General features: G+C 37.1%; 26 protein-coding genes. 16 read left to right on the forward strand and 10 right to left on the reverse strand.

All coding sequences use genetic code 11. The annotated features are described in order from the left end of the window. Positions 1–20: 20 nt before the first annotated feature. Entirely contained in the window at positions 21–518 is a 498-nt protein-coding gene (locus SJY44_RS07140) for a sigma-70 family RNA polymerase sigma factor (RefSeq protein WP_298928829.1), read from the reverse strand. Between the two features lie 113 nt (positions 519–631). Here SJY44_RS07140 and SJY44_RS07145 point away from each other — a divergent pair, with 113 nt between their 5' ends. From SJY44_RS07145 to folD, 3 genes are all read left to right on the forward strand, one after another. After that, the gene (locus SJY44_RS07145; protein ID WP_396591832.1) at positions 632–2,395 is read left to right on the forward strand and encodes a hypothetical protein; all 1,764 of its coding nucleotides are present in this window, start codon (positions 632–634) and stop codon (positions 2,393–2,395) included. Between the two features lie 98 nt (positions 2,396–2,493). Next, a complete protein-coding gene (gene ffh / locus SJY44_RS07150) occupies positions 2,494–3,822 on the forward strand; it encodes a signal recognition particle protein (RefSeq protein ID WP_298928825.1) in 1,329 nt (442 codons plus the stop codon). Between the two features lie 45 nt (positions 3,823–3,867). After that, entirely contained in the window at positions 3,868–4,755 is an 888-nt protein-coding gene (gene folD, locus SJY44_RS07155; RefSeq protein ID WP_396591833.1) for a bifunctional methylenetetrahydrofolate dehydrogenase/methenyltetrahydrofolate cyclohydrolase FolD, read from the forward strand. On the opposite strand, the gene SJY44_RS07160 is transcribed toward folD, so the two are convergent. Further along, complete coding sequence (locus SJY44_RS07160; RefSeq protein WP_299166953.1) at positions 4,752–4,910, reverse strand: hypothetical protein; 159 nt, start codon at positions 4,908–4,910, stop codon at positions 4,752–4,754. The two genes, folD and SJY44_RS07160, sit on opposite strands and share 4 nt — an antisense overlap. Positions 4,911–5,058: 148 nt before the next feature. Here SJY44_RS07160 and SJY44_RS07165 point away from each other — a divergent pair, with 148 nt between their 5' ends. Both SJY44_RS07165 and SJY44_RS07170 read left to right on the forward strand, forming a co-directional pair. Beyond that, on the forward strand, positions 5,059–6,786 hold the full coding sequence (locus SJY44_RS07165; RefSeq protein WP_396591834.1) for an alpha/beta hydrolase-fold protein: 1,728 nt from the start codon (positions 5,059–5,061) through the stop codon (positions 6,784–6,786). A 184-nt stretch (positions 6,787–6,970) separates the two neighbouring features. Next, positions 6,971–7,597 (forward strand): DUF2306 domain-containing protein, encoded by a 627-nt coding sequence (locus SJY44_RS07170; RefSeq protein ID WP_298928817.1) that lies wholly within the window; start codon positions 6,971–6,973, stop codon positions 7,595–7,597. A gap of 88 nt (positions 7,598–7,685) precedes the next feature. Here the strand turns inward: SJY44_RS07170 and SJY44_RS07175 are convergent, their stop codons facing one another. Then, positions 7,686–8,108, reverse strand: coding sequence for a VOC family protein (locus SJY44_RS07175; RefSeq protein ID WP_298928815.1), 423 nt, complete (start codon positions 8,106–8,108; stop codon positions 7,686–7,688). Between the two features lie 193 nt (positions 8,109–8,301). On the opposite strand from SJY44_RS07175, the gene SJY44_RS07180 reads away from it, so the two are divergent. Both SJY44_RS07180 and SJY44_RS07185 read left to right on the forward strand, forming a co-directional pair. Further along, entirely contained in the window at positions 8,302–9,093 is a 792-nt protein-coding gene (locus SJY44_RS07180) for a DUF1080 domain-containing protein (protein ID WP_396591835.1), read from the forward strand. A gap of 12 nt (positions 9,094–9,105) precedes the next feature. Further along, entirely contained in the window at positions 9,106–10,542 is a 1,437-nt protein-coding gene (locus SJY44_RS07185) for a Gfo/Idh/MocA family protein (protein ID WP_396591836.1), read from the forward strand. A gap of 42 nt (positions 10,543–10,584) precedes the next feature. Here the strand turns inward: SJY44_RS07185 and SJY44_RS07190 are convergent, their stop codons facing one another. Beyond that, positions 10,585–11,424: an alpha/beta hydrolase gene (locus tag SJY44_RS07190; protein ID WP_396591837.1), complete on the reverse strand. Its 840-nt coding sequence runs from the start codon at positions 11,422–11,424 to the stop codon at positions 10,585–10,587. 97 nt (positions 11,425–11,521) lie between these two features. On the opposite strand from SJY44_RS07190, the gene SJY44_RS07195 reads away from it, so the two are divergent. Further along, positions 11,522–11,944, forward strand: a complete 423-nt coding sequence (locus tag SJY44_RS07195; protein WP_163423529.1) for a helix-turn-helix domain-containing protein — start codon at positions 11,522–11,524, stop codon at positions 11,942–11,944. On the opposite strand, the gene SJY44_RS07200 is transcribed toward SJY44_RS07195, so the two are convergent. The 3 genes from SJY44_RS07200 to SJY44_RS07210 all read right to left on the reverse strand — a co-directional run bounded on the left by SJY44_RS07200 (position 11,941) and on the right by SJY44_RS07210 (position 15,043). Further along, positions 11,941–12,903: a YybH family protein gene (locus SJY44_RS07200; protein WP_396591838.1), complete on the reverse strand. Its 963-nt coding sequence runs from the start codon at positions 12,901–12,903 to the stop codon at positions 11,941–11,943. The two genes, SJY44_RS07195 and SJY44_RS07200, sit on opposite strands and share 4 nt — an antisense overlap. A 74-nt stretch (positions 12,904–12,977) precedes the next feature. Next, on the reverse strand, positions 12,978–13,526 hold the full coding sequence (locus SJY44_RS07205) for a hypothetical protein (RefSeq protein WP_298928807.1): 549 nt from the start codon (positions 13,524–13,526) through the stop codon (positions 12,978–12,980). A gap of 5 nt (positions 13,527–13,531) precedes the next feature. Next, positions 13,532–15,043 (reverse strand): helicase HerA-like domain-containing protein, encoded by a 1,512-nt coding sequence (locus SJY44_RS07210; RefSeq protein ID WP_298928806.1) that lies wholly within the window; start codon positions 15,041–15,043, stop codon positions 13,532–13,534. 56 nt (positions 15,044–15,099) lie between these two features. Here SJY44_RS07210 and SJY44_RS07215 point away from each other — a divergent pair, with 56 nt between their 5' ends. Together SJY44_RS07215 and SJY44_RS07220 are read left to right on the forward strand one after the other, a co-directional pair. Next, on the forward strand, positions 15,100–15,552 hold the full coding sequence (locus SJY44_RS07215) for a RidA family protein (RefSeq protein WP_396591839.1): 453 nt from the start codon (positions 15,100–15,102) through the stop codon (positions 15,550–15,552). Between the two features lie 45 nt (positions 15,553–15,597). Continuing rightward, entirely contained in the window at positions 15,598–16,230 is a 633-nt protein-coding gene (locus SJY44_RS07220; protein ID WP_396591840.1) for a 7-carboxy-7-deazaguanine synthase QueE, read from the forward strand. A 9-nt stretch (positions 16,231–16,239) separates the two neighbouring features. On the opposite strand, the gene SJY44_RS07225 is transcribed toward SJY44_RS07220, so the two are convergent. Both SJY44_RS07225 and SJY44_RS07230 read right to left on the reverse strand, forming a co-directional pair. Beyond that, a complete protein-coding gene (locus SJY44_RS07225; protein WP_396591841.1) occupies positions 16,240–17,037 on the reverse strand; it encodes a hypothetical protein in 798 nt (265 codons plus the stop codon). 42 nt (positions 17,038–17,079) lie between these two features. Continuing rightward, positions 17,080–17,790 carry a class I SAM-dependent methyltransferase gene (locus SJY44_RS07230; RefSeq protein ID WP_396591842.1) on the reverse strand — a complete coding sequence of 237 codons (711 nt, stop codon included), beginning with the start codon at positions 17,788–17,790 and terminating at the stop codon, positions 17,080–17,082. A gap of 82 nt (positions 17,791–17,872) precedes the next feature. On the opposite strand from SJY44_RS07230, the gene SJY44_RS07235 reads away from it, so the two are divergent. The 4 genes from SJY44_RS07235 (at position 17,873) to SJY44_RS07250 (ending at position 21,478) form a co-directional block, all read left to right on the forward strand. Beyond that, on the forward strand, positions 17,873–18,367 hold the full coding sequence (locus SJY44_RS07235; protein ID WP_396592083.1) for a YkgJ family cysteine cluster protein: 495 nt from the start codon (positions 17,873–17,875) through the stop codon (positions 18,365–18,367). 71 nt (positions 18,368–18,438) lie between these two features. After that, positions 18,439–19,656: a hypothetical protein gene (locus tag SJY44_RS07240; protein ID WP_396591843.1), complete on the forward strand. Its 1,218-nt coding sequence runs from the start codon at positions 18,439–18,441 to the stop codon at positions 19,654–19,656. Positions 19,657–19,762: 106 nt separating this feature from the next. Beyond that, the gene (locus SJY44_RS07245; RefSeq protein ID WP_396591844.1) at positions 19,763–20,599 is read left to right on the forward strand and encodes a sterol desaturase family protein; all 837 of its coding nucleotides are present in this window, start codon (positions 19,763–19,765) and stop codon (positions 20,597–20,599) included. Between the two features lie 21 nt (positions 20,600–20,620). Beyond that, positions 20,621–21,478, forward strand: coding sequence for an alpha/beta fold hydrolase (locus SJY44_RS07250; protein ID WP_396591845.1), 858 nt, complete (start codon positions 20,621–20,623; stop codon positions 21,476–21,478). A gap of 22 nt (positions 21,479–21,500) precedes the next feature. Here the strand turns inward: SJY44_RS07250 and SJY44_RS07255 are convergent, their stop codons facing one another. Next, the gene (locus SJY44_RS07255) at positions 21,501–22,727 is read right to left on the reverse strand and encodes an exo-beta-N-acetylmuramidase NamZ domain-containing protein (RefSeq protein ID WP_396591846.1); all 1,227 of its coding nucleotides are present in this window, start codon (positions 22,725–22,727) and stop codon (positions 21,501–21,503) included. 3 nt (positions 22,728–22,730) lie between these two features. Here SJY44_RS07255 and SJY44_RS07260 point away from each other — a divergent pair, with 3 nt between their 5' ends. Together SJY44_RS07260 and SJY44_RS07265 are read left to right on the forward strand one after the other, a co-directional pair. Continuing rightward, on the forward strand, positions 22,731–23,972 hold the full coding sequence (locus SJY44_RS07260) for an ABC transporter permease (RefSeq protein ID WP_396591847.1): 1,242 nt from the start codon (positions 22,731–22,733) through the stop codon (positions 23,970–23,972). A 78-nt stretch (positions 23,973–24,050) separates the two neighbouring features. Further along, on the forward strand, positions 24,051–25,031 hold the full coding sequence (locus tag SJY44_RS07265) for a PLP-dependent cysteine synthase family protein (protein ID WP_396591848.1): 981 nt from the start codon (positions 24,051–24,053) through the stop codon (positions 25,029–25,031). Positions 25,032–25,034: the final 3 nt, after the last annotated feature.

Genomic DNA, 25,034 nt, shown 5'->3' on the forward strand with positions numbered 1-25,034 from the left:
ACCCTACTTTTTAATAGACTTTAAATACCATCAATTTGTTCGCGTAATGTTTTTAATGCCAAATGCATACGTTTTTCAATGGCTTTAATGCTTACTCCCTCCATTTCGGCAATTTCAGCATATTTTTTCCCATCGATTCTATTAAGTAAAAAAGTAGTTCTTTGGTTTTCGGGCAAATCATTCAATGCTTTGTCCAATTTCTCCTTGTATTCTTTCTCCTCCAACAAAAACTCTGGAGACTCATTGGAGTGCTCATAAGTTGGCTCTGCGTACTTCAACCTAACTTTTTCCGCCTTAATTACATTTAGGTATAGATTGTTGGCAACCGTATATAAATATGACTTTGCTTTTTCCGGTGTTACCTTGGAGCAATTTTCCCAAAGTTTTACAAATGCTTCTTGGACAGCATCATGGGATTTCTCCTCATTCCCAAATTTATAATATATATAATTGAATACCGTTTTGGAATTAGCCTTGAATATTGAGCTAAAGACTTGCTCTTCGCAAACGTTGTTCATTGAGGAAGGTTTGTCGATTGCTCAAAGATATTTTAAAAAAAATTAAGATAAAGTAGGGTTTTTTACTTGAGAGTTGTTTTAAGGTTGTATTCTAACTGAAAATCCAAATCGTTATGAAAAAGTTGATAAATAATTTATTGTATGCTGGCCTTGTAGTTATGGTCCTTAATTTTACCTCTTGTCAAGAGGAATTTGAAGAAGTAGCAGGAGGTAATGATCAAGAAACCATTACAGCAAACTCTTCCACTGCTGAATTGATCGAAAAAACATCTTCCAATGATGGTTCTTTTGATAACATAGTGGACGGCGCTAGCTGTTTTGCTTTAAAATTCCCATATACTGTTGAGGTAAATGGAATCCAAATTACAATAGACTCTAGAGAAGATCTTCACACTATTGAAGATATTTTTGATGAAGTTGATGTGGACGAAGATATTTTAGATATCATTTTCCCAATTACTATTACTCTTGCTGATTTTACTGAGATTGTTATCGAAAACAAAGAACAACTAAGAGAATTGGCTGCACAATGTATAGAAGGTGGAGGTGATGATGATATTGAATGTATTGACTTTGTATACCCTATTACATTATTCACGTTTGATATTAATAACCAACAAACAGGAGAAGTATCTGTAAACAGTGATGAAGAATTAAGGAAATTCTTTGCTGGATTAGAGGATAATGATCTTGTAAGCATACAATTCCCGTTGACTTTGAAGAAATTTGATGGTACAGAGATTGTTGTGGATAGCAATGGTGAATTGGCCAATGCATTGGAAATGGCTAAAGAAGAATGTGATGAAGATGATGATGATGATTTTAACGATGATGATTTTGATGAAGAACGATTTGACTTTTGTTTGACGCAGTGTCCATGGGAGGTTCGTGAGGTAATTAGAGATAACCAAAGTCAAACGGATCAGTACTTAGAGTACATAATGACGTTTGCCGAAGATGGTACCGTAACAGTAAAAGATAGAGAAGGTGGTGTTCTTAACGGTACTTGGGCCTCAAGTTTTACAGAACGTGGACCATTATTAACCCTTGAATTTGATACGTTGGTTGACTTTAACCTAGAATGGTTGGTATATGAAATTGGAGATCATACCATTAAACTGTATTCAGACGATGGAAACAAGATAATTCTTAAGCAGCTTTGCGAAGATGATCCAGGAGAAGTGCCAGGTCCAGAGACTTTGAGAGAAATCTTGAAAGAATGTGAGTGGATTATCAAAAAGGTGAAAAACCAAGGTGAAGAAATTGACAGACTTTTAGGATTTGAGTTTAAATTCTTGCCAGAAGGTGTAGTAAGCCTAAGTAACGGAATTACAACATCAGAAGGTACTTGGGAGATTGGTTATAACGATGATCAAGTCTTATCGCTACTGATTACAATGGGAGATGAACCCGGAGTTAACTTTGAATGGCCTTTAAGAGATCTTAATAATACCAGATTAAGGTTTGAAGTTGAAGAAATTGATTATGAATTAGTGCTATTACGAGTATGTGATGACAATGCCGGTGACGGTGATGTGCCTGAGATTAGAAACATAATGATGGGTGGAGCTTGGAATGTTGCCATGTATAAAGAAAATGATATGGACATGACCTCAGAATTTGCAGGAATGGACTTCAATTTCTCTACTATGCATCAAGTTGAAGTTTCAGTGAATGATGATCCTATAGCCGCAGGTGTATGGAGAGTATTAAGAAATCACGATAATGAGTTAAAATTCTTCTTGAACTTTGGTGATGAGGCTGTTCTAGGAGAACTAACAGATGACTGGTACATAAACTCAGTAGAAGCAAACCGTATTGAATTGATACATGAAGATGAAAATTCTACGGATACATTGGTTTTTGAGAAGCCATAAAATATTTCCCCAATTTTTTTGAAAAGGACGGCTATCCCCAAAGCCGTCCTTTTCTTTTTATTCTTAAATTTGTCCTTCTTCAAAAATGACGAAAGCACATGTTCGATAATTTAAGTGAAAAACTGGATAAAGCGTTCCACGTCCTCAAAGGTCATGGACAGATAACAGAAATCAATGTAGCGGAAACCCTTAAGGAAGTAAGAAGGGCTCTTCTAGATGCAGATGTCAATTTTAAGATAGCTAAGGAGTTTACCAATAGGGTAAAGGAAAAGGCCTTAGGTCAAAATGTTTTGACCAATTTGCAGCCTGGCCAGTTGATGGTCAAGATTGTAAAAGATGAACTTACCGAGTTAATGGGAGGAGATGCGGAAGAGCTAGACCTTTCTGGTAATCCTTCGGTAATTCTAATGTCTGGTCTACAAGGTTCAGGTAAGACCACTTTTTCTGGTAAACTAGCTAGTTATTTAAAAAGTAAAAAAAATAAGAAACCACTTTTGGTTGCATGTGATGTGTATCGTCCAGCGGCGATAGACCAATTACATGTGGTAGGAGAGCAAATAGGGGTAGATGTTTATTCAGATAGGGAAAACAATGACCCTGTAGCTATAGCAAAAGCTGGTGTAAAACAAGCAAAAAGCACTGGATGTGATATAGTCATCGTAGATACCGCAGGTCGTTTAGCTGTGGATGAGCAGATGATGACAGAGATAGCCAATATCCATAAGGCCATTACTCCTCAGGAAACTCTTTTTGTGGTTGATTCCATGACTGGTCAAGATGCTGTAAACACAGCAAAAGCCTTTAATGATGTCTTAAATTTTGATGGAGTTATATTGACCAAATTAGATGGCGATACCAGAGGTGGTGCGGCCATTTCTATTAAATCTGTTGTTGACAAGCCAATTAAGTTTATTGGTACAGGAGAAAAAATGGAAGCCATTGATGTTTTCTATCCTTCAAGGATGGCAGACAGAATTTTGGGAATGGGTGATGTGGTTTCCTTGGTAGAGAGGGCCCAGGAACAGTTTGATGAAGAACAAGCCCGAAAAATTCAAAAGAAAATTGCCAAGAACCGCTTTGGTTTTGATGACTTTCTTAGTCAGATACAGCAGATTAAGAAAATGGGGAACATGAAGGACCTTATGGGGATGATTCCTGGGGCTGGAAAAGCACTAAAAGGATTGGATATAGATGATGATGCCTTTAAACACATTGAGGCCATTATACATTCTATGACTCCAGAAGAACGTTCAACCCCATCAAAATTAAATGCAAGCCGTAAAAAACGCATTGCCATGGGAAGCGGACGCACCGTACAAGAAGTAAATCAGTTGTTGAAACAATTTGAACAGATGAGCAAGATGATGAAAATGATGCAAGGCGGCGGCGGAAAGAAGATGATGCAAATGATGCAAAACATGCGGTAATTTAAATCAATGACCTGAAAACCTTAGCCAAAATAAACCAATCTCATGGAAATCCTTGACGGAAAGAAAATATCAAACCAAATAAAAGACGAAATTGCTATTGAAGTAGCAGAGATGAGGGAGAGAGGAGAAAAAGTACCTCATTTGGCTGCAGTTTTGGTTGGTACGGATGGAGCAAGCCTAACCTATGTAGGCAGTAAAGTACGTTCCTGTAAAAAAATAGGCTTTGAATCAACCTTAATACACCTTCCAGAAGAAACCACAGAGGAAGCATTATTGAAACAGGTCGAGGATTTAAATACCAATCCGGATATTGATGGGTATATTGTGCAATTGCCCTTGCCTAAGCACATAGATGAGGAGAAGGTGCTTATGGCAGTTGACCCCGATAAAGATGTAGACGGTTTTCATCCCACCAATTTTGGTAAGATGGCCTTAGATATGGAATCTTTTATATCCGCCACGCCTTTTGGGATAATGGAACTGTTGAGACGTTATAATGTGGATACAGAAGGGAAACATACCGTTGTAATTGGACGTAGCCATATCGTAGGAAGACCCATTAGCATTCTTATGAGTCAGAAAGGGAAAGCGGCCAACGCAACAGTTACTTTAACCCATAGTAGAACCAAGAATATTGAGTCCTTTACCCAAAAAGCGGACATTATTGTTTCCGCCTTGGGAGTCCCTAACTTTTTAAAGGCGGAAATGGTCAAGGATGGTGCCGTTGTAATTGATGTGGGGATAACCCGTGTGCCGGATGAAACCAGAGAAAGAGGATATTACATTACAGGCGATGTTGATTTTGAAAACGTAAGTAAAAAAGCTTCATACATTACTCCAGTCCCAGGAGGTGTTGGACCAATGACCATCGCTATGCTTCTAAAAAACACTCTATTGGCAAGAGAAAGACACAAGGTAAAAAAAACTTAGTTGCTGCTTTCTTTTTCAGGTTGAATTGAAACCCTTTCTTGTTCGTCATTTGGAGTGATAATGTCTAAATCACTGTCACCTTCGTCATTGGTGCAGCTAGATAATGCCATGGACGAGAATAAGACGGTAATTAATAATAGTACAACTTTCATCATTTGGTAATTTAGTAGGTATGGTACCCTATGATTTCTAGATATATAACGTTCTGCAAGCATCAATTAGTATTCATTTTTAGTTAGGCTGTAAAATGATTTGAACAGCGATTTAAATTCAGTACCTTTTTAATCAAATTCTGTACTGATCATGAAAAATCGACTTTTCGCATTCTTTTGCCTTTTACTTTTATTAAATTCTTGTGCCAAAAATGAAAACTCAAATCAGATTGTAGTCTCTTTTTCTAAGGAAATAAGCGAGAATGCTATTGATGGACGTTTGCTTTTAATGCTTTCTACTAATGACGAAAAAGAACCTCGTTTTCAAATCAGTGGTGGATTAGATACCCAATTGGTTTTTGGGATGGATGTAGATGGCCTAAAACCAGGAGATGAAATTGTATTCAATGATTCAGTATTCGGATTTCCGTATGCAAGTTTAAAAAAGGTACCTCCCGGGGAGTACAATGTGCAAGCACTTTTGCATACATATGAAACATTCAATCTATCCACTGGCCATACTGTTAAATTACCTATGGATAATGGAGAGGGACAGCAGTGGAACAGGTCGCCAGGAAATCTATATAGCGAACCTTTTAAGATTACCATTGATGAAAATGGTATCCAAAACCTTAGTGTTACCATGGATAAAGTTGTTCCGCCAATTGAAGAGGCGGAAGACACTGAATGGATAAAACATATAAAAATAAAATCTGAAAAACTATCTGAGTTTTGGGGCAGGGACATGTATTTGGGAGCTCATGTTTTGCTTCCAAAAGGTTTTGAAGAACACCCAGAGGCAAAGTACCCGTTAATGGTTTTCCATGGTCATTTTCCAAATGATTTTGGAGGTTTTAGAACTTCACCCCCAGACCCAAACACAAAACCGGAGTATTCTGCACGTTTTGATGTTGATGGCTACAATATTATTCAACAACAAGAGGCTTACGACTTTTATAAAAGATGGAACGAACCAGATTTTCCTCGGTTTTTAATTATTGAAATTCAACACCCAACACCATACTACGATGATTCGTATGCAGTAAATTCTGCAAGTCAAGGACCTTATGGTGATGCAATTACCCATGAATTAATTCCATATATAGAAAAGGAGTTCAGAGGTATGGGAGAAGGTTGGTCACGGTTTTTGTATGGTGGCTCAACAGGAGGTTGGGAAGCTCTTGCTGTACAAGTAAAGTATCCTGAAGAATACAACGGTTGCTTTGCTGCTTGTCCGGACCCTATTGATTTTAGAGCCTATTGTCTGACCAATATCTACGAAGACAAGAATGCATATTATTATGAAAGTGATCACAAAAAGCTAGAAGTGCCGTCTCATCGCGATTATCTGGGTCATGTTCAGTCAACGGTTCGTGAATCCAATCATTTAGAATTGGTTCTGGGCACAAAATCAAGATCAGGTCAACAGTGGGACATTTGGGAGGCCACATACTCTCCTCAAGGCAATGATGGTTATCCAGAGCGAATTTGGGATAAAATGACGGGGGAAATCAATCCAACGGTAGCTGAATATTGGCGAGAAAACTTTGATCTTAAGCATATTCTGGAACGCGATTGGGATAAATTAGGTGAAGACCTCAAAGGGAAAATTCATATTTATTGTGGTGATATGGACAACTATTATTTAAACAATGCTGTTTATTTAATGGAGGACTTTTTAGAAAACACGACCGACCCTTACTATGAAGGCGAAGTATTGTATGGTGATAGGGCGGAGCATTGTTGGAATGGAGACCCAGAATTGCCCAATCACATCACTAGAATGCGTTATAATTCTATGTATGTACCCAAAATAATGGAACGAATAGCCAAAAGCGCACCAAAAGATGCTGATCTTACAAGTTGGCGTTATAAATAAATGAAGGCTTCGGACATACGGTAAAACTAGGATAAGATTGTAGAAGAGAACGGTTATCAATAAAAGAACCATAAATCAGTTTAAGAGGTAATAGTACCTACTCAATTGATTTTATCACGCTTTAGAATTATAATTCTTGTTCTTTAAACTACATATTGGATAATTTGCCCATAAACAATAAAGCATGGCAGGTATTATAAGAAATAAAATAGCATGGATAGTATTTGCTTTTTTGGCAATAGGGGTAGGGCTTTACCCATTAATATATTGGTTTGCCGCTGATAGATTTGGTATTTTATACAGTAAAACTGCCGAACTATTAGCGAACGAGGTTTGGAACGTTGGTTTCTATGGCCATATTACTTTTGGTGGTTTGGCACTTATGAGCGGTTGGTCTCAGTTTAGTAAAAAACTTCGCTCCAAAAACCTAGCATTACATCGCAACCTTGGGAAGGCATATGTGTTTTCTGTTCTAATTGGGGGTATTTGTGGTGTTTACATCGCTTTTTTTGCCACTGGCGGCCTTATTGCTTCATTGGGGTTTCTTTGCTTGGGAATAATCTGGTTATACACCACCCTAAAGGCATATTTTGCTATTCGAGCAAAAGATTTAGCGCTCCATCAAGGAATGATGATTTACAGTTATGCCGCTTGTTTTGCAGCCGTTACACTTCGCATATGGCTTCCACTTTTAACAATTGCCTTTGGCGAGTTTCTAATTGCCTATAGAATAGTGGCTTGGCTTTGTTGGATTCCAAACATGATATTTGCTTTTTTCTGGGTAAGAAAAAAAGGTATCAATTTGGCTTAGTTGATTGTAACATTTTCTTGCTTTTACAATCTTAACCAAAATGGCCAAACTAGGATGGATTTTGGAAATTTTAAGCACCATCAACACTTCATTTAGCGAACAACTGCCCCATATCCTTAAATGCTTTAAACTCTAGAGCGTTACCTGCTGGATCTAGAAAAAACATGGTAGCCTGTTCGCCAACTTCACCTTCAAACCTAACGTAGGGCTCAATAATGAACTCAACACCTTTATCTTTTATGGTTTTCGAAAAAGATTGAAATGTATCCCAGGGTAAAACAACTCCATAATGGGGAACAGGAACATTTTTACCATCAACTGGATTAATATGTAGCTCTTCATTGGATTTTGGTTTGTAATGAATCACCAGTTGGTGGCCAAACAAATTAAAATCGACCCAATGGTCACTACTTCGACCCTCTTCGCATTCTAAAATAGTTGCATAAAAAGTTCTACATTCATCTAGATTGTGGACAGGAATAGCGATATGGAAAGGAGTAATATTTTGCATAGTTGGATAAAAGTAAATTGTCATTGTCAATCTTCCAAATAGATGTGCAGTAATTTTATTGAAAGTACTGATGGTTCTAGATAAAACGGTATTCGTAGTTTATGAGATGTTGGTTGTCTATATAATGTTTCCTAAAAAAAGAAATGTATTTATATTTAATAACTATGAAGCTATCAATTTGAAAAACAAGTACATGAAGAAAATTGTTATCCTAATTTCGTTTGTATTAATAGCATCTTGTAAAAAGGACATTAAAAATCAAACTACAGTAACAAGTGAGACACAAGCTGCCACAAAATCCAACGAATGGATTTACCTTTTTGACGGCGCAAATACAGAAGGTTGGAGGGCTTACAACGGAGATTCCCTTCCTCCAGGTTGGGTGGTTAAGGACAGCACATTGACTTTTGATACTGAATTGGGACTTGAACAAAACTACAAGGGAGGCAAGGATATTATATATGGTGCTGAGGAATTCGATAATTTTGAGCTATATCTTGAATGGAAATTACCTGAAGGAGGTAACAGCGGTATTTTCTATCATCTTAAAGAAGGATATGACGGGCCACCAGAGGTTTCACCTGAATATCAGCTCATCGATGATGAAAACTATGCCAGAATCCATGATTTAACCGCCTATAATACTAGCCTTGGCTATACGGATAAACCTGAAGAATTAAAACCATTGCAGCGAACGGGTTCAGATTATGCCATGCACCCAGCAGATTCGACAAAAAAGGCATTGAACCCGATAGGTGAATGGAATTCTTCGAAAATTGTCTTTACCCCTAAAAAGGTAGAACATTGGCTTAATGGAGAAATGGTACTATCTTTTGTTCCATGGGATGAAGCTTGGTACGAAAAGAAAAATTCGGACAAATGGAAAAACAGCGCTGATTATGGAAAATATAAAACCGGATTCATTGGCTTGCAGGATCACTCCAGCCCTATCTGGTTCAGAAACATAAAAGTTAAAAAATTATAACAGGTTTTAGATATGAAAAAAAGAGAGTTTTTAAAGACCGCCGCAGTAGCATCATCATTGGCATTATTGCCTTCAGGAACTTGGGCTTTTTCTGGGAATAAACGGTTACGAACTGCACATATTGGCGTTGGCAACATGGGTTTTGAAGATTTAAAGGCAATTTCATCTCATAAGATGGTGGACGTGGTGGCACTTTGTGATGTGGACTCCAACAATCTAGAAGCAGCAAAAAAGATTCATTCCAATGCCAAAACGTTTTCAGATTATAGGGAAATGTTACGAGTTATGAGTGATGATATAGATGCCGTTATTGTATCTACACCTGATCATACACATGCTCCAGCCTCTATGATGGCCATGGATATGGGTAAGCCAGTATATTGTCAAAAACCGTTAACACATCATGTATCTGAAGCAAGAGCAATGCGTAAACTGGCCACTGAAAAGAACTTGATTACACAAATGGGCATTCAGGTACATTCTTTTTATGACTACAAATTGGCCACTTTGTTGATCCAATCGGGAATCATTGGTAAAGTGCATACGGTAAGAGCATGGTCTCCCAAGGATTGGGGATATAATGGCCAGGCTCCTTCAGGTAGTGACCCTATTCCGGAAACCTTGGATTGGAATCTTTGGTTGGGTACCGCCGCAGAAAGACCTTATAAAAAAGATTATTATCATCCTGGAAATTGGAGAAAGTTGATGGATTATGGTTGTGGTACCTTAGGAGATATGGGAGTACATATTTTTGATACCCCTTATAATGCCCTTCAGTTGGATGTACCACTCACTATTAAAAACGAATGTAGACAACCAACAGGATTTGGCTTTCCAGAGAAGAATATAGTTACATATGAATTTCCAGGTACAAAGTATACTGCTGATAAATTAAAGTGGGTTTGGTATGATGGTCCCGGTGCTCCAGAAATGCATAAGGATCTTGAATTACCCAATTCAATGGGTCAATCACAGAAAAATGAAGAAGCTCAAAACGGTGATAATCAAGCTATGGAAGATAAAATGTCACTTGATACCAAAGAAGCTATGGATGGAGTATTACCAGATCAAGGTGCTATGTTCATTGGAGAAAAAGGACGTTTGTTGTTGCCACATTTCATGCAATTGCCAAAGAAAATCGTTGATGGAAAATATGTAGACATATCAACGGAAATTGCAGCGGTGGAGAAAGCAAATAATATGGGCAAACCCATACGCAATTACGATTCCGAAGGTCCAAAACATTACCATCAGTTTGTGGATGCGTGTTTGGGCAATGATAATTGTACAGCACCTTTCTCTTATTCTGCAAGATTAACGGAAACCATATTGTTAGGCGTTATTGCAGGTCGTTTTCCTAATAAAACGTTGCATTGGGATAATGAAACTGCGCGATTTTCTGAAGAAGAAGCAAATCAGTATTTAGAATCACCGTATAGGGATTTTTAATATCGGACACAGGCTTAGCATAACTTTGGATGTAATTTTCTGTTAAGCCTCCAAAAAAGAAATAATTTGGTTATTCACGTCTTCTTGGTGCATGGAATGCCCTAATCCTTCTGTACTTATCAATGTGCTGCCCTTCCAATTTGCGCTTACATTTTCAGAAGCGTGATATGGCGCTATAGCATCTAATTTATCATGAAATAGTAATCCTTTTTTTGTGTTGGATTGTGCAAATTTCGATGCAGAAAAATCATGAATGTTAAACCCAAATCGCTTAAAGATATAATTGTCGAGAGCTTTCATGACTCTATTATTAAATTTTAATAAGTATTGGTAATGCTCCATAATTTCATGAAATTCTGAAGGAGCACCTATGGTAACTATTTTTTCAACTTTAGGATTTGGATTCTTATACTCATTGTACATCAACGTCATGCCCCCCACGGAGTGCCCTATCAGATATTTTGGATCATACTTTTTAATCATATGCTGCAAAGCTTCCTCATACAAGGGAACGTATAAAATTTTACCAGTTGAATACCCATGTGACGGAGCATCAAAAGCTATGATATTAAAATCAGCGTCTTTAAGTTTATTGATAAGATTGCGCCAGCGGAAGGTATTGCTTTCCCAACCATGTACTAACAACACGGTTTCTTTCTTACCGGGCCAATGATAGGATTGCAGTTTATGCCCAGCGGCGGATTCCACTCCATTCTTGGCTTTATCTAAATATGCCTCCTGCTGAGGCAAAACTCTTCCTTTTCTAACGGTACAAAACAAATTGAAAGCCTTGTGAGCGGTTTTTTGTGGAGCTAACAACGCATACAGGTTGAAATATTGACCATACGCGAGAGGAAGAATTTTCGTAATTAGTTTTTTCATCAGGTTACTTTTTGTAACTTACTCTTTTAAGGAAACTAAAAATACAGAATCCTTTTGTAAGAAAAAAGAAGTCACCCATTCCAAACTAAGTATAAATATGGAAACTGTTACTGAAAATCAACAACTTAGAACTGCAAAAAAAATTGAAAAAATGTTTGGGCATATTGATTACAAGAACCCACCTGAGCTTTGTCCTGTTCGTGATGTAATGTCAGTTGCTTCAGATCAGTGGAGTACATTGATTATTCTTTGGTTGGGCTATTTTCCAGTTTTACGCTTTAATAAGCTTAAAAAGTTTGTCTATGGTATATCTAATAAAGTTTTAAGCCAACGTCTAAAGGTACTGGAAGCTGACGGCTATATTTCTAGAAAGGCATTTCCAGAAGTGCCCATTAGAGTGGAATATAGTCTCACTGATTTTGGAAAAACTTATGTTGAAAAATTACTGGAACTAACGGAATGGATGCAGACCAATAGCCCAAAAGTACTTGCAAATAGAGAGAAATATGGCTTATTTTAATCTATAAGCCTATTCCATATATCAATATACATTTTCCAAGCGCCTTCCTCTTTTTTCCAGACAACCACATATTTTCCTTTCCAACTAGTCTCAGGTTCTTCTCCTTTTTTACTAGTACCATGGTAGTACCCATAATCATAGGCATAGTCCCCTATAATTTTTATTTCTGATGTATCCATACCATGAGATAGGATCTTAGTGTCCTTTCCTAACAGCCAACGTGCTTTAATGGCCTCTCTTCCTTCTACTATTGGAACTCCTAACGGAATGAGTTTGGCATCCTGAGTGTAACTGTTTGCCATTGCATCAAAATCTTGGGCGATAAAAGCAGTTGAGAAACCTCTGGAAGCGGCAACTACTTTATTTTTTTCACTGTCATCGGTATTAGATATTTTACCATTTGAACAATCGATTCGCCACGTTGGAAAAACTACAGATTCAGTTTTATCTACCCATTCTCCAACCCATTTAAAACCTTTATCATCAATGTCGTAAAATGATAGTCTATAAAAACCATCCGTACCGTTTGGTGCTTTTTGTTCACTATACAATACAATTTTACCTTCTTCATTTTTATTTCCTTCCCATGCTCTTAATGTTGTAGAAACAGTTCGAGTGGTGTAATAATGGACATACCATCGCGTGCTATCTTGACTAAATTGACGAATACTACCAGAATAGGTTTCATCTTCTTTCAGGGTTTCATCTTGAATGGCCATGCCATTCATAATGTATTTAAATCGCCAAATCATGTCAACAGGCTCCGCCCAAGTCTGATCAGGGTTTCTGGTTTCAGATTTGCAGTTGCATTCCCCTATCAACGGTGCAAAATCCAATAGTTCTTTTGGCGCCTTTGGATTTGGTAACCCAAATGGGTGTTCTGCAGAAGGTTCAAAATCGTATTGAGCCAGTAAAATAATGGGAGCTAGGAAGATAGTAAGAAAGTGTATTGTTTTCATTTGGTTGGATTTAACTTTCAAATTACCCAAACGAAAATAAGTAGCTACGTCCTTTAGGATTTAATTAACAAAGGCTAATCCCACCCCAACATCAAATATTTTATTTTGGCATTGTCCGGTATTTGAACAGTTTCAATATTGGAAGTAGTATAGCGAAGGTTAGAAGGCAATTCCTCTTTATCAATTGTAAAATATAGATTACTTCCTTTAGGAAATACAACAACACTGTTAAGAGTTGTCACTGTTTTTTTGATTGTATACTTATTTTGAATCTCTTTGAATGTACTGTTTAAGCCAATCCCCTTGGCTGTAGTATAGCGCGAATCAAATATTCTAATGTTTCCAATAGTGGGAACACTTTCAGAATTTGAAGTAAGCGTTAAAAGATGTTTGCCCCCTTTTTCAAAAACCTTGATTTTTTCAGTCTTTGTTCCAACCTTAAATCTAGAAGTGTCCTTTACAATGGAATCTTGAACAAAAATGGTTTCCAAAGTACCTATTGTAGATGTTTTTAGAAGAGATCCCACGGAGTTTTCGGTTATTAAAAATGTGGTGTCATTTTTACCACACTGAATGAATGCAAGACAGCATCCAAGTGCAAAAACTATAAATATTCTTTTCATAAAAATTATCGGATAACTTTTTTCAAAACCCCAAGTACTCCACGAATAAACGTAGCACTTGTCAAAACTTTTACTACTGGGTTCATTCTAGTGCTTCTTCTAGTGGATGTTTTTCTTCGTGATGTAGTTTTTTGTTTCTCTTCCTTTTCAGCTTCTTTTTGAGCTTTTTCTATTTTTTCATTCAGCAATTCATAAGCGCTCTCTCTATCAACGTCGTCATTATATTTTTTAATCAATTTGGATTTGCCCAAAGTTTCTTTAAGTTCGGCCTTGGTCAAAACATCCATACGACTCATAGGAGCACGAAGCAAAGTTGCTGCCAATGGAGTAGGTCTTCCTTTTTCATCTAATGCGGAAATAAGGGCCTCTCCAATTCCTAATGATGTCAGTACTTCTTTAGTATCATAAAACTCAGAGTCTGGGTAGTTTTCGGCGGTAAGCTTTATGGCCTTCCTATCTTTTGCGGTAAATGCCCTTAGGGCGTGCTGTACTTTTAACCCCAACTGCGCTAACACATCATCTGGAACATCAGTAGGGTTTTGGGTTACAAAATAGAGTCCAATGCCTTTAGAGCGAATCAATTTTACAATGCTCTCAATCTGGTCCAATAAGGCTTTTGAAGCTTCTTTAAAAATAAGGTGGGCTTCATCGATAAAAAGAATCAACTCTGGTCTATCGCTATCCCCTTGTTCTGGAAAAGTAGCGTAGATTTCAGCTAAAAGGCTCAACATAAATGTAGAAAAGAGCTTTGGTCTATCCTGAATATCCGTAAGTCTAATAATATTGATGTAACCTCTTCCATTTTCATCAATACGAACCAAATCATCAACTTCAAATGATTTTTCACCAAAGAACAGGTCAGCTCCTTGTTGTTCCAGCTCAATAATCTTTCTTAGAATAGTTCCTGTGGAACTTGTAGAAATACGCCCATAGGATTCTTGGAACTCCTTTTTTCCTTCTCCTGTGGCGTACTGCAATACTTTCTTAAAATCTTTTAAATCCAATAATGGAAGCTTATTGTCATCGCAATACTTAAAGACTACAGCGACAATTCCTTCTTGAGTAACGGTTAAATCAAGAATTCTGGAAAGCAAAACGGGGCCAAATTCAGAAACAGTGGCCCTTAAACGAACACCATCTTGGTCTGAAAGGGATAAAATCTCTACTGGAAATCCATTGGCTTCAAACGGCAGCCCAATTTTTTCATGGCGTTCATCTATTTTAGGATGACCGGGACTTGGTTGTGCAATCCCACTTAAATCACCTTTTAAATCCATAAGCAGAACAGGAATACCTTTATTAGAGAGGTTTTCCGCAATAACTTGTAGTGTTTTTGTTTTTCCCGTACCCGTGGCACCAGCAATTAATCCATGTCTGTTAAGTGTCTTTAGAGGAATCTTGACAAAAGCGTTGGTTACCGTTTCTCCATTGAACATTCCGGCTCCCATTGTAATGAAATCACCTTTGGTGGTATAGCCTTTTTCAATATGTTCAAAGAATTTTTCTTTGCTGCTCATGGAATTCAATTTCCGATAAAAATAGGGTAATTTTGGGCAATTCTAAAAACACACTTATGAAAGCCACTCTTCGCATTTTTCTTTCCGTTTTGATGATGGGGGTATTGACCAACACATATTCACAAGAAAAAACAGAAATCATTTTTCACAAGCCAGCAAATCCAGAGCGAGCAAAAGCCCCATTCAGTGAAGCCGTTCAGGCAGGAAACCTTTTCTTTTTAGCCGGACAGATAGGCATGGACCGCTCTGTTGGAAAATTGGCCGATGGAGGTATTCAAGGCGAAACAGAGCAGACTATCAAGAATATTCAGGGAGTTTTAAAACATCATGGATTGTCACTGGACAATGTGGTGAAGTGTACTGTGATTCTTAGTGATATTAATGACTTCAAAGCTTTTAATGAAATATATACCCAGTATTTCACTAACAAACCAGCCAGAACTACTTTTGCAGCTAAAGATCTTGCTGCCGGAGCCAAAATTGAGATTGAAGTGATGGCGATTAGATAGCTTTTAAACCTAGGTCTAAGATGAACTAAATCCTATCTTTGCAAAATGGTTACAGCAGAGGTAATGGATTTGGTGAACAAGGGTCATATGCTCCCCTTAATGGAAGAATTTTATACCATTCAGGGGGAAGGTTATCATAAAGGAACCGCAGCTTATTTTATTCGTATAGGAGGTTGTGATGTTGGGTGTCATTGGTGTGATGTTAAAGAAAGCTGGAATGCCGAGACGCATCCGCCTACTTCAATTGGGAGTATTGTTGACAATGCAGCAATATATTCTGATACAATAGTAATTACTGGTGGTGAGCCACTTACATGGGATATGGGTCCTTTGACTGCTGCATTAAAGGCTAAAAACCTTCAAACACATATTGAAACTTCCGGTGCTTACCCTTTTACGGGAACTTGGGATTGGATTTGTCTTTCCCCAAAGAAAAACAAACTTCCGGTTGAGGAAATATATAATTTTGCTGATGAACTTAAAATCATTGTCTACAATAAACATGATTTAATTTTTGCTGAAGAACAAGCGGCCAAAGTAAACGAAAACTGCATTCTCTATCTACAACCAGAATGGAGTGTCCGTGAAAAGATGGTTCCTATAATCGTGGATTACGTAATGCAAAACCCAAAGTGGAAAGTATCTTTACAGACACATAAATATTTAAATATTCCCTAGGTTGCTCTGTTAGCGTCCGCCGTTACTTTGTAAATCTAAAATACATTCGGCATCAAGAACAGGAACAGCTGCAGATCCTTTTGAAGCATTGCTTTCCATTATTTTCATCATTTGAGCGCCAAACTGTAATTCAGCCCGCATAAGACAACCCGGTACGTCACAATGGTTTTCCGCATCAGGGTCTTCGTGGTCATTTACGGGAACTGTGCCTAAGTTAACAAGTCCAAACAAATGCCCGAATTCGTGGTTCAATGTGGCTGTTTCTACATCGGTTACGGTTATGGTTGAACTTCTGCTTGCTAAATCCCTTATAGTGGATTCGTATATCACCATGGAGGTATTTCTGTAAACAGCTCCTAATGTGACCAAACCTTCTTCCTCATCATCTCCATCAGAAGGGGCATCAGCAAAATAAATATAAATAGCAAGTGTGGTTCCACTGTTGTAAGCAGTTCTATTCTCACTTTCCAATTCGGCAATTTCGTCCAGGACTAGTGTTTCTTCATCTGGTGATGAAAGACTTTTAAAAGAGAATTCTATATTCTGCTTAAAAGTTCGTTCTTTCAGATAGTCTTCAAAATTAGAAACTGTCTGTCCTGTTGGTTGAAAACCTTCAACGTAGGCTATTTCAATCAAAAGCCTGTCAAAATTATCATTGGATAAAATATCGTTTGCAGAAGAACCGGTAGCCTGCAGGTTTGGAGTTTTGTTAACACTTTGAGTAGTTGGGGAATCATCAGAATCATTAGAACAGGCAATGATAAATCCAAAAACAAATATGAATGCGATAAAGATTTTCTTTTTCATGTTATATTGATATGTATTAAAAACGATAAGGCAGGCATTCTATTATGATTTTAAAGAAAGTTTTGCCAAATAGTCGTAATGTTCTCCCTCACTTACAAGTTCACAATCAAAATCAAGGGCTATACAAGCATTTTGTAAAGTTGTAAAATCAATGTAAAGCCAATCAAAAGCCTGACTTTTTTGTCTCTTGTACTCCATGACAAAGGTTACTTCACCATAATAGTTGTCATTGTTTGGTACCCAAAATCCACCGTCTTCATCTTGTTCAAACATATAAATGATATTACTGGAATCCAATAAAATCTGGCCGTTTGGTAATAAAAGCGATTTTAAATGATTTAGAAAAGCGTGCAAATGACCCAACTTTCCAGCTAGACCTATGCCATTCATAAGTAATAAAAGTGTATCGAATTTTGAACTATTATAGTCAAGAAAAGAACTGTGAACTGAAGATTTAACCCCTCTTTTTTTGCAAACTTCAATTGCGCCTTTTGAAGCATCCAAAGCAGTAACTTCAAATTCTTTTTTTTGCAAGTATAAGGTGTGGTTCCCAGCTCCGCAACCAATATCAAGTACCTTGCCTTCTGTCAGTTCTAGAGCTTTTTTCTCTAAAAAAGGCATTTCATCAAAATCTCGAAATAAATAGGGCAGCGGAACACTATCTTCCTCATCAAGTGAGGAATAGGTTTTAATATCTTCTGTGTAATTGCCAGACTGATAATCGAGCAAAGCTTTTCCAAGAATATCCACCATAATTCAAACTAAATGATGCAAAAATGGGACTTTATTAGTAGATAAAGGTTTAATTGGAATCTCTTTTTTATGTTTGTCTATGATGAAAGAAGCGTTGGAACAATTACCAAAAAAAGCAAAAGAAAAACATGAAGAAAACAAAAGGGTTTTTATCAAGCTGAAAAAACGCCCGCCAAAGAATTTGGATTACGTAATGAGTGAATTGCATGAAGCTGAGTTTGAAAAAACGGATTGCCTTACTTGTGCTAATTGCTGCAAAACAACAGGTCCTCTTTTTACCAACGCAGATGTTGAGAGAATTGCAAAGCACTTTAGAATAAAACCTTCAAAGTTTATTGATCAATATTTAAGAATAGATGAGGAAAATGATTATGTATTAAAAGAAGTGCCCTGTGCTTTTCTTGGAGCGGATAACTATTGCTCCATTTATGGTGTTAGACCAAAAGCATGCAGAGAATTCCCTCATACGGACCGAAAAAAATTTCACCAGATCGGTAATCTCACATTAAAAAACGTGGCTGTGTGTCCTGCTGCTTTTAATATTGTTGAGGAAATGAAAAAGAAACTAGGTAAATAGCCCATAACTATTTTGAGAATTGAAAAATCTGTATACTTGCAAACTCATAAAAAAATCATAAACCTCCTATTATGAAAAGTTATATTACCTTTTTGATCTGCACGTTTTTTCTTTATTTACCAGTTTTGAATGCTCAAGCTATTGAAGTCAAATTGGTTGATGGAACGTCATTAAAAGGCATTGTCAAATACAGTGGATGGGTAAAGACACCAGCTGAAATTGAGATAAAGTCTGACAAAGAAACTGCGATTTACAAACCATCTCAGATTTTGGGGTTTGATATAGAGGGTGATAGATATCTCTCAAAAACTGTAGATCTTAATATCACAAAACAAGACATTCAGAATCTATCAGATTTTAAAGAGTTGAAATCTGTCCGTAAACAAGTTTTTTTAAAGGTAATAGTTCAAGGAAATGCAAATTTGTACACGTATAAGGACAATAGAACGCATTATTTTGTAGAGAAAGGAGGGGAAATTATCGAACTCATACGGTTGATACGATCTACTAGGTCTCCATTTAATAAATATGTTGGTCAGTTGAACATTTTACTCTCCGATTGTCAGAAACTGTCTAAAAATGAAAATGTTCAGTTTAATAAAACAAATTTAAAGCGTACCATAATTGCTTACAATAAATGTCAGTCAGGCGAAAGTAGTTTTATTGAAAAAAAACATCCAATCCAATTCTCTTTATATGCTATCGGGGGCTATAAGTTAACTTCTTATGGAATTGATAATGGTGGTTTTTATGGCAATTACCAAATTGAAAATGAAAGCAATGGAGCACCAGCATATGGAATTGGTTTTGATTTTGACATATTGCAAAGAACAAAAAAGCTGCAATTTTATGCAGAATTCCTTTTGCAAAACTATAAGTTTGAGGCATTTTACCGGGATCAAAGATTACCAGAACAGTACATTGATTACTTTCTTGATGTGGATGTTAGTTATCTGGAGATAAACGGATTAGTGAGGTATAATTTTGGAAATGATTTAAATGGTGCTCGTGTTTTTGTGAATGCCGGTGTTAATGAAGCAGTTCAGGTTTCTGATAAAAGTACAGAGTATGCAAATTCCGTTTTTTTTGGGACTGAGAACAGAATAGAACGTGAACCTTTAAACGGGGATATAGTAACCAATAGAATAACATTTTTACTTGGTGCGGGTCTGAGGTACAAGTTTGTTAGCGGGGAGATTCGTTATGGTTTTAATCCTAGATTTTCTGATTTTCCAACCATTTCAAGGACTGATAATCTGAATTTTCTGTTGGCGTTTAAAGTATTATGATTTAACTGGGATTTATACAATTGAGAAAATAGGTAAAGAGTAAAAAAGGAATCTTTTTCAAATATTACTTATTTTAGACCGGAATCAATCCTTGTTACTTATTTTAATGGATCAGATAATAACATATTTTGAAAATATTCCAGCACTGCACAGAAGCCTTATTCTTGTTGGAGGAATTACATTCTTCTGGATTTTAGAAGGAATAGTGCCACTTTTTAGTGTTAGTTATAAGAAATGGCGTCATTCTGTTCCAAATTTTTTCTTTACCCTCACTACCATTATTATCAACTTTCCCCTGGCTTTTTTATTATTGAAAACATCGGATTGGGCGGTGGAAAATCAATTTGGAATTATTAACTGGTTGCCAGAAATGCCTCTGTGGCTTTATGTTGTTCTTGGAGTTATGTTTCTAGATTTAATTGGTGCCTATACTGCGCATTTGGTAGAACATAAAGTAAAGCCTCTTTGGATGGTTCATTTGGTGCATCACTCAGACCATAATGTTGATACAACTACAGCTAACAGACATCATCCATTGGAAAGCTTGATTCGCTATATTTTTACGTTGATCGGTATTTTCGTTGTTGGAGCGCCAATTGGTATTATTATGTTGTATCAAAGTTTGTCCGTTGTCCTTTCACAATTTAATCATGCCAACATCCGACTGCCCAAAAAAGTTGACAATGCGATAAGTTGGCTTATTGTGAGTCCAGATATGCATAAAGTGCATCATCACTATAGATTACCCTATACCGATTCTAACTATGGCAATATTTTCTCTATTTGGGATAGACTTTTTGGAACCTTCATGAAAATGGATGTTGATTCCATCGTTTATGGCGTGGATACTTTTCCGGATGAAAAAGAAAACAGTAGTATTATAGGCTTGCTCAAACAACCTTTTCATAAATATAGGAGGCCTACTACCACAGAGCCTAAGTAACCTTTTTAGGAATCTTTACGTATGATGTGCAAAGAGATTGATATTCCTTGTAAAGATGGGTTTGTAATCAAAGGAACTATTTACTCCGCTAAACCTTCTTTAAATAAAGAGAAAGTACTTGTCATTAACTCAGCTACGGCTGTAAGCAAAGACTTGTATAAGAATTATGCATTATACATGTCAGATTATGGTTTTGATGTGATTACCTATGACTACCGTGGTATTGCAGCTTCGAGGCCAAAGAAACTGAGAGGTTTCCAAGCTTCTTTTTCAGTTTGGGGACAAAAGGATTTCACGGACGTATTACAATATGTAAAACAAAACTATCTAAATCATTCAATTTTGGTTTTAGGCCATAGTATTGGAGGAACCATAATAGGAATGTCCGAAGATTGTTCATTGATTAATGGAATAGTTAATATTGGTGCCCAGACAGCCTACTATAAAGATTGGGATGTAAAAAAGCAGCAACTTTATTTTTTATGGCATGTAGTTTTCCCTTCTGTTACAAGGGTTTTTGGGTATTTTCCTGAAAAGCGGCTTGGTCTTTTAGAAGATGTTCCTAAGGGGGTGATAAAACAATGGCATGGGAGAAGAAAAATTCATAACATGACCGAGCAGTTGAACAAAAGTGGTCAAAAAGTATACTATCATGAGTTTTGCGGTAAACTTTTGACCCTAGCAATTGAGGATGATCCCATTGGAACAGAAAAAGCATTAAAAAGAATACACGATGTATTTATTTCTGCTGATAAAAGAATTGAACTTGTAAGACCCAAAGATATTGGTGCTCAAAAAATAGGTCACTTCGGTTTTTTCAGTAGAAGATTTAAAACCACACTTTGGCTTAAAACTGCCCTGTATTACGATACAATTTAAAGGTTTATGGATGCCGGTTAGATTAATCGTAGATTAAATACTTAGCTCTTATTTTTTTGAAAGCATCCAAGTCCTGCTTCCAAGTTGCCTTTATTTCTGATTCTGTTAGTCCCTCTTCAATTTGTTTTTGTAATTCTGGTGTTCCCACATGTTTGGTAAAGGATTTGGTGATAAAGAACTTGGATTTGTCCAAAGTGTTTTTGTAAGCGTCAACAAGCCATAACAAAGAAACTGAGTCCATTTGTGGTGTTTTGGAGAGGTCTTGGCCAAAACACATTTTGTCTTCTTCTTTTGGATGTTTAGAACCAAAATTAGGTTTGGGCATATAGCTAAAATCATATTGGGTACTATCCAAAAAAGATGCTCCGTACCGTTGAAATTGAAATTCAGTTCCGCGTCCGGCGTTAACATTAGTGCCTTCAAAAAGCCCCAAACTTGGGTAAAGGTTAATGGAAACATCGTTCGGGATGTTAGGTGAAGGCCGTATTGGAAGATGGTATTCAGAGTTATGACTGTAATTTTTAAGTTGAATTACGGTCAAATCGGCTTTCTTTCCATTTTCTAACCACTGTTCTTCATTTATCATTTGTGCGTACTCTCCAATTGTCATCCCATATACTAAAGGAATTGTTGTCATGCCCAAAAAGCTGGTATGTTCCTTTTTCATGGTGGGGCCATCCACGTAGTGCCCATTGGGATTTGGTCTGTCCAAAACAATTACGGGAATGTTGTTTTCAGCACAAGCTTCCATGACTAATTGTAATGTGGCAATGTAGGTATAGAATCTGACTCCTACATCCTGAATATCAAAAACCACAAGATCGAGTCCTTCTAATTGTTCTTTGGAAGGTTTCCTATTTTTTCCATATAAAGATGTAATGGGAAGTCCTGTTTTAGTGTCGACACCATCTTTAACCAATTCTCCTGCATCAGCCTTTCCGCGAAACCCATGCTCAGGTGCAAATACTTTTTTAATATTGACATCTAAAGAGAGCAAGGAATCCACTAAATGCGTATGTCCATTTTCTTTGAAAATAACACTGGTTTGATTGGCAACAACTCCTATGGTTTTGCCTTCGAGCAATTGCAGGTATTCTTCTGTTCTATTGGCAGCAACACTAATTTTTGGCAGCGAATCAGTTTCTGCGTTTACGGCCGTGAGCTTACTTTCTTTTTCCTGTCCCCTACATGAAGAAAGCAGCAAAACCAACAATAAAACTGTACTTTTGGAAATAGATAAAATGGACATTCGTTGAATTTAGAATTGTTTATAGCCAAGCGCCTGATTACAGGGAAGGAGCATAAAATTAGCATTTCCGCCCCTATAATAAAAATTGCCATTGCAGCTATTGCAATTGGTATTGTAATGATGCTTATTGCCATTGCTACCGGGGTGGGCTTAAAACACAAGATTAGAGAAAAAGTTGCTGCTTTTAACGGCCATATTCAAATTTCAAATTACGATAACAATACTTCTGAAGTTTCCGTAGACCCAGTTCCTTTAGAGCAGGATTTTTACCCAAAATTCAAAGATGTTGAAGGCGTCTCACATGTTCAAGCTGTAGCCACCAAAGGTGGAATTATAAGAACAGAAGATACCTTTGAAGGTATGTTGGCCAAAGGAGTGGGTCAAGATTATAATTGGACTGTTTTTGAAGAATACATTGTTGATGGGAGATTACCAGATTATACTGGAAAATTGAATGATGAGGTGTTGATTTCAAGGATGATGGCGAATCGCTTACAATTAAAAGTTGATGATTCCTTTTTCTCTTTTTTCTTAAAAGATGGAGATGCATCCAAAGTTCCCAATAACAGAAAGTTCAAAATCACAGGGATTTACGATAGCGGCTTTGAGGAGTTTGATGCCACTTATGTCTTTGTAGACATTCGCCATATACAACGAATGAACAAATGGACATCCAACGAAATAGGGAATTTTGAAGTATTTCTGGAAGATTTTGACCAACTTGAGGAGAAGAGCAATGAAATCTATGGAAAAACACTCTCCAATTTAGATACGCAGAATATTAAAACCAAGTACTTCAGAATCTTTGAATGGATCAGCCTGTTCGATTTTAATATCGCGCTTATTATTGGGATAATGATCATAGTGGGGGGAATAAACATGATTACCGCCCTATTAGTGCTCATTTTGGAGCGAACCCAAATGATAGGAGTCTTAAAAGCTTTAGGTTCTGAGAATTGGAGCATCCGCAAGGTGTTTTTGTACAATGCCACTTATTTAATAGCAATAGGGTTGTTATGGGGCAACGGTATCGGTTTGGCATTGCTCTATCTTCAAGATAAATTCCGATTGTTTAAATTTCCCAATCCTGAAGAATATTATATCGAGTATATTCCAGTATATATTGATGTTTCTACGATTTTATTGTTAAACCTTGGAGTAATGTTACTCTGCTTGGTTATGCTTTTAGTGCCCTCTTATATTATAACCAAAATAACTCCGGTCAAGGCAATTAAATTTGAGTAGAAGACACTAAATTTAGTAGTCTTTTTTAGGCTTTGTTGATATGGTCACCCAACTCAAAAAACTATCTTTGCCACCATTATGGAATATGCAAATAACATTCTTGAAACCATTGGTAATACCCCATTGGTGAAACTCAATAAATTGACCGCCGACCTTCCTTGCATGGTATTGGCCAAGTACGAAACTTTTAATCCAGGAAATTCCGTTAAAGATAGAATGGCACTTCAAATGGTTGAAGATGCAGAAGCTTCTGGTATTTTAAAACCGGGGGGTACAATTATCGAGGGAACTTCAGGAAACACAGGTATGGGATTGGCTTTGGCAGCAGTGGTCAAAGGGTATAAAATGATTTGTGTTATCAGCGATAAGCAGTCAAAAGAGAAGGTAGATATTCTAAAGGCCGTTGGGAGTGAAGTTCATGTTTGCCCAACAGATGTAGCGCCAGATGACCCTAGAAGCTATTATTCCACTGCTAGGCGTTTATCCACAGAAATTCCAAACTCTTGGTATGTAAACCAATACGATAATCCAAGTAACGCCAAGGCACATTACCAAAGTACGGGACCTGAAATATGGAATCAAACGGCAGGGAAAGTAACCCATTTTGTTGTGGGAGTTGGCACGGGAGGTACCGTTTCAGGTGTTGGTAAATATCTTAAAGAACAGAACCCCAATATCAAAGTTTGGGGTATTGATACCTATGGTTCCGTATTCAAAAAATATCATGAGACTGGTATTTTTGATGAAAACGAGATTTACCCTTATGTTACTGAGGGAATAGGAGAGGATATTTTACCTAAGAACGTTGATTTTGATGTTATTGATGGTTTTACCAAAGTAACTGATAAAGATGCCGCAGTTTATACGCAACGTTTGGCTAAGGAAGAAGGTATGTTTTTGGGGAATTCAGCAGGAGCCGCAATAAAGGGGCTGTTGCAGCTGAAAGAACATTTTTCCAAAGATGATGTGGTTGTGGTTTTATTCCATGATCACGGTAGCCGTTATGTGGGTAAAATGTTCAATGACGATTGGATGCGGGAGAAAGGATATATAGACTAAATC

Origin of the sequence: Allomuricauda sp. R78024, assembly GCF_044596045.1 — a bacterium.
In the GTDB taxonomy this organism is placed as follows: Bacteria; Bacteroidota; Bacteroidia; order Flavobacteriales; family Flavobacteriaceae; genus Flagellimonas.

Excerpts from the sequence above, each read along its gene's own strand:
- SJY44_RS07210 (WP_298928806.1), bottom strand. The coding sequence starts at position 15,043 with ATGAGCAGCAAAGAAAAATTCTTTGAACATATTGAAAAAGGCTATACC.
- SJY44_RS07230 (WP_396591842.1), bottom strand. The coding sequence starts at position 17,790 with ATGGTGGATATTCTTGGAAAAGCTTTGCTCGATTATCAGTCTGGCAAT.
- SJY44_RS07255 (WP_396591846.1), bottom strand. The coding sequence starts at position 22,727 with ATGTCCATTTTATCTATTTCCAAAAGTACAGTTTTATTGTTGGTTTTG.
- SJY44_RS07190 (WP_396591837.1), bottom strand. The coding sequence starts at position 11,424 with ATGAAAAAACTAATTACGAAAATTCTTCCTCTCGCGTATGGTCAATAT.
- SJY44_RS07165 (WP_396591834.1), top strand. The coding sequence starts at position 5,059 with ATGAAAAATCGACTTTTCGCATTCTTTTGCCTTTTACTTTTATTAAAT.
- SJY44_RS07185 (WP_396591836.1), top strand. The coding sequence starts at position 9,106 with ATGAAAAAAAGAGAGTTTTTAAAGACCGCCGCAGTAGCATCATCATTG.
- SJY44_RS07250 (WP_396591845.1), top strand. The coding sequence starts at position 20,621 with ATGATGTGCAAAGAGATTGATATTCCTTGTAAAGATGGGTTTGTAATC.
- SJY44_RS07180 (WP_396591835.1), top strand. The coding sequence starts at position 8,302 with ATGAAGAAAATTGTTATCCTAATTTCGTTTGTATTAATAGCATCTTGT.
- SJY44_RS07215 (WP_396591839.1), top strand. The coding sequence starts at position 15,100 with ATGAAAGCCACTCTTCGCATTTTTCTTTCCGTTTTGATGATGGGGGTA.
- SJY44_RS07205 (WP_298928807.1), bottom strand. The coding sequence starts at position 13,526 with ATGAAAAGAATATTTATAGTTTTTGCACTTGGATGCTGTCTTGCATTC.
- SJY44_RS07175 (WP_298928815.1), bottom strand. The coding sequence starts at position 8,108 with ATGCAAAATATTACTCCTTTCCATATCGCTATTCCTGTCCACAATCTA.
- SJY44_RS07160 (WP_299166953.1), bottom strand. The coding sequence starts at position 4,910 with ATGATGAAAGTTGTACTATTATTAATTACCGTCTTATTCTCGTCCATG.
- folD (WP_396591833.1), top strand. The coding sequence starts at position 3,868 with ATGGAAATCCTTGACGGAAAGAAAATATCAAACCAAATAAAAGACGAA.
- SJY44_RS07145 (WP_396591832.1), top strand. The coding sequence starts at position 632 with ATGAAAAAGTTGATAAATAATTTATTGTATGCTGGCCTTGTAGTTATG.
- SJY44_RS07195 (WP_163423529.1), top strand. The coding sequence starts at position 11,522 with ATGGAAACTGTTACTGAAAATCAACAACTTAGAACTGCAAAAAAAATT.
- SJY44_RS07245 (WP_396591844.1), top strand. The coding sequence starts at position 19,763 with ATGGATCAGATAATAACATATTTTGAAAATATTCCAGCACTGCACAGA.
- ffh (WP_298928825.1), top strand. The coding sequence starts at position 2,494 with ATGTTCGATAATTTAAGTGAAAAACTGGATAAAGCGTTCCACGTCCTC.
- SJY44_RS07225 (WP_396591841.1), bottom strand. The coding sequence starts at position 17,037 with ATGAAAAAGAAAATCTTTATCGCATTCATATTTGTTTTTGGATTTATC.
- SJY44_RS07235 (WP_396592083.1), top strand. The coding sequence starts at position 17,873 with ATGAAAGAAGCGTTGGAACAATTACCAAAAAAAGCAAAAGAAAAACAT.
- SJY44_RS07265 (WP_396591848.1), top strand. The coding sequence starts at position 24,051 with ATGGAATATGCAAATAACATTCTTGAAACCATTGGTAATACCCCATTG.
- SJY44_RS07140 (WP_298928829.1), bottom strand. The coding sequence starts at position 518 with ATGAACAACGTTTGCGAAGAGCAAGTCTTTAGCTCAATATTCAAGGCT.
- SJY44_RS07200 (WP_396591838.1), bottom strand. The coding sequence starts at position 12,903 with ATGAAAACAATACACTTTCTTACTATCTTCCTAGCTCCCATTATTTTA.
- SJY44_RS07240 (WP_396591843.1), top strand. The coding sequence starts at position 18,439 with ATGAAAAGTTATATTACCTTTTTGATCTGCACGTTTTTTCTTTATTTA.
- SJY44_RS07220 (WP_396591840.1), top strand. The coding sequence starts at position 15,598 with ATGGTTACAGCAGAGGTAATGGATTTGGTGAACAAGGGTCATATGCTC.
- SJY44_RS07170 (WP_298928817.1), top strand. The coding sequence starts at position 6,971 with ATGGCAGGTATTATAAGAAATAAAATAGCATGGATAGTATTTGCTTTT.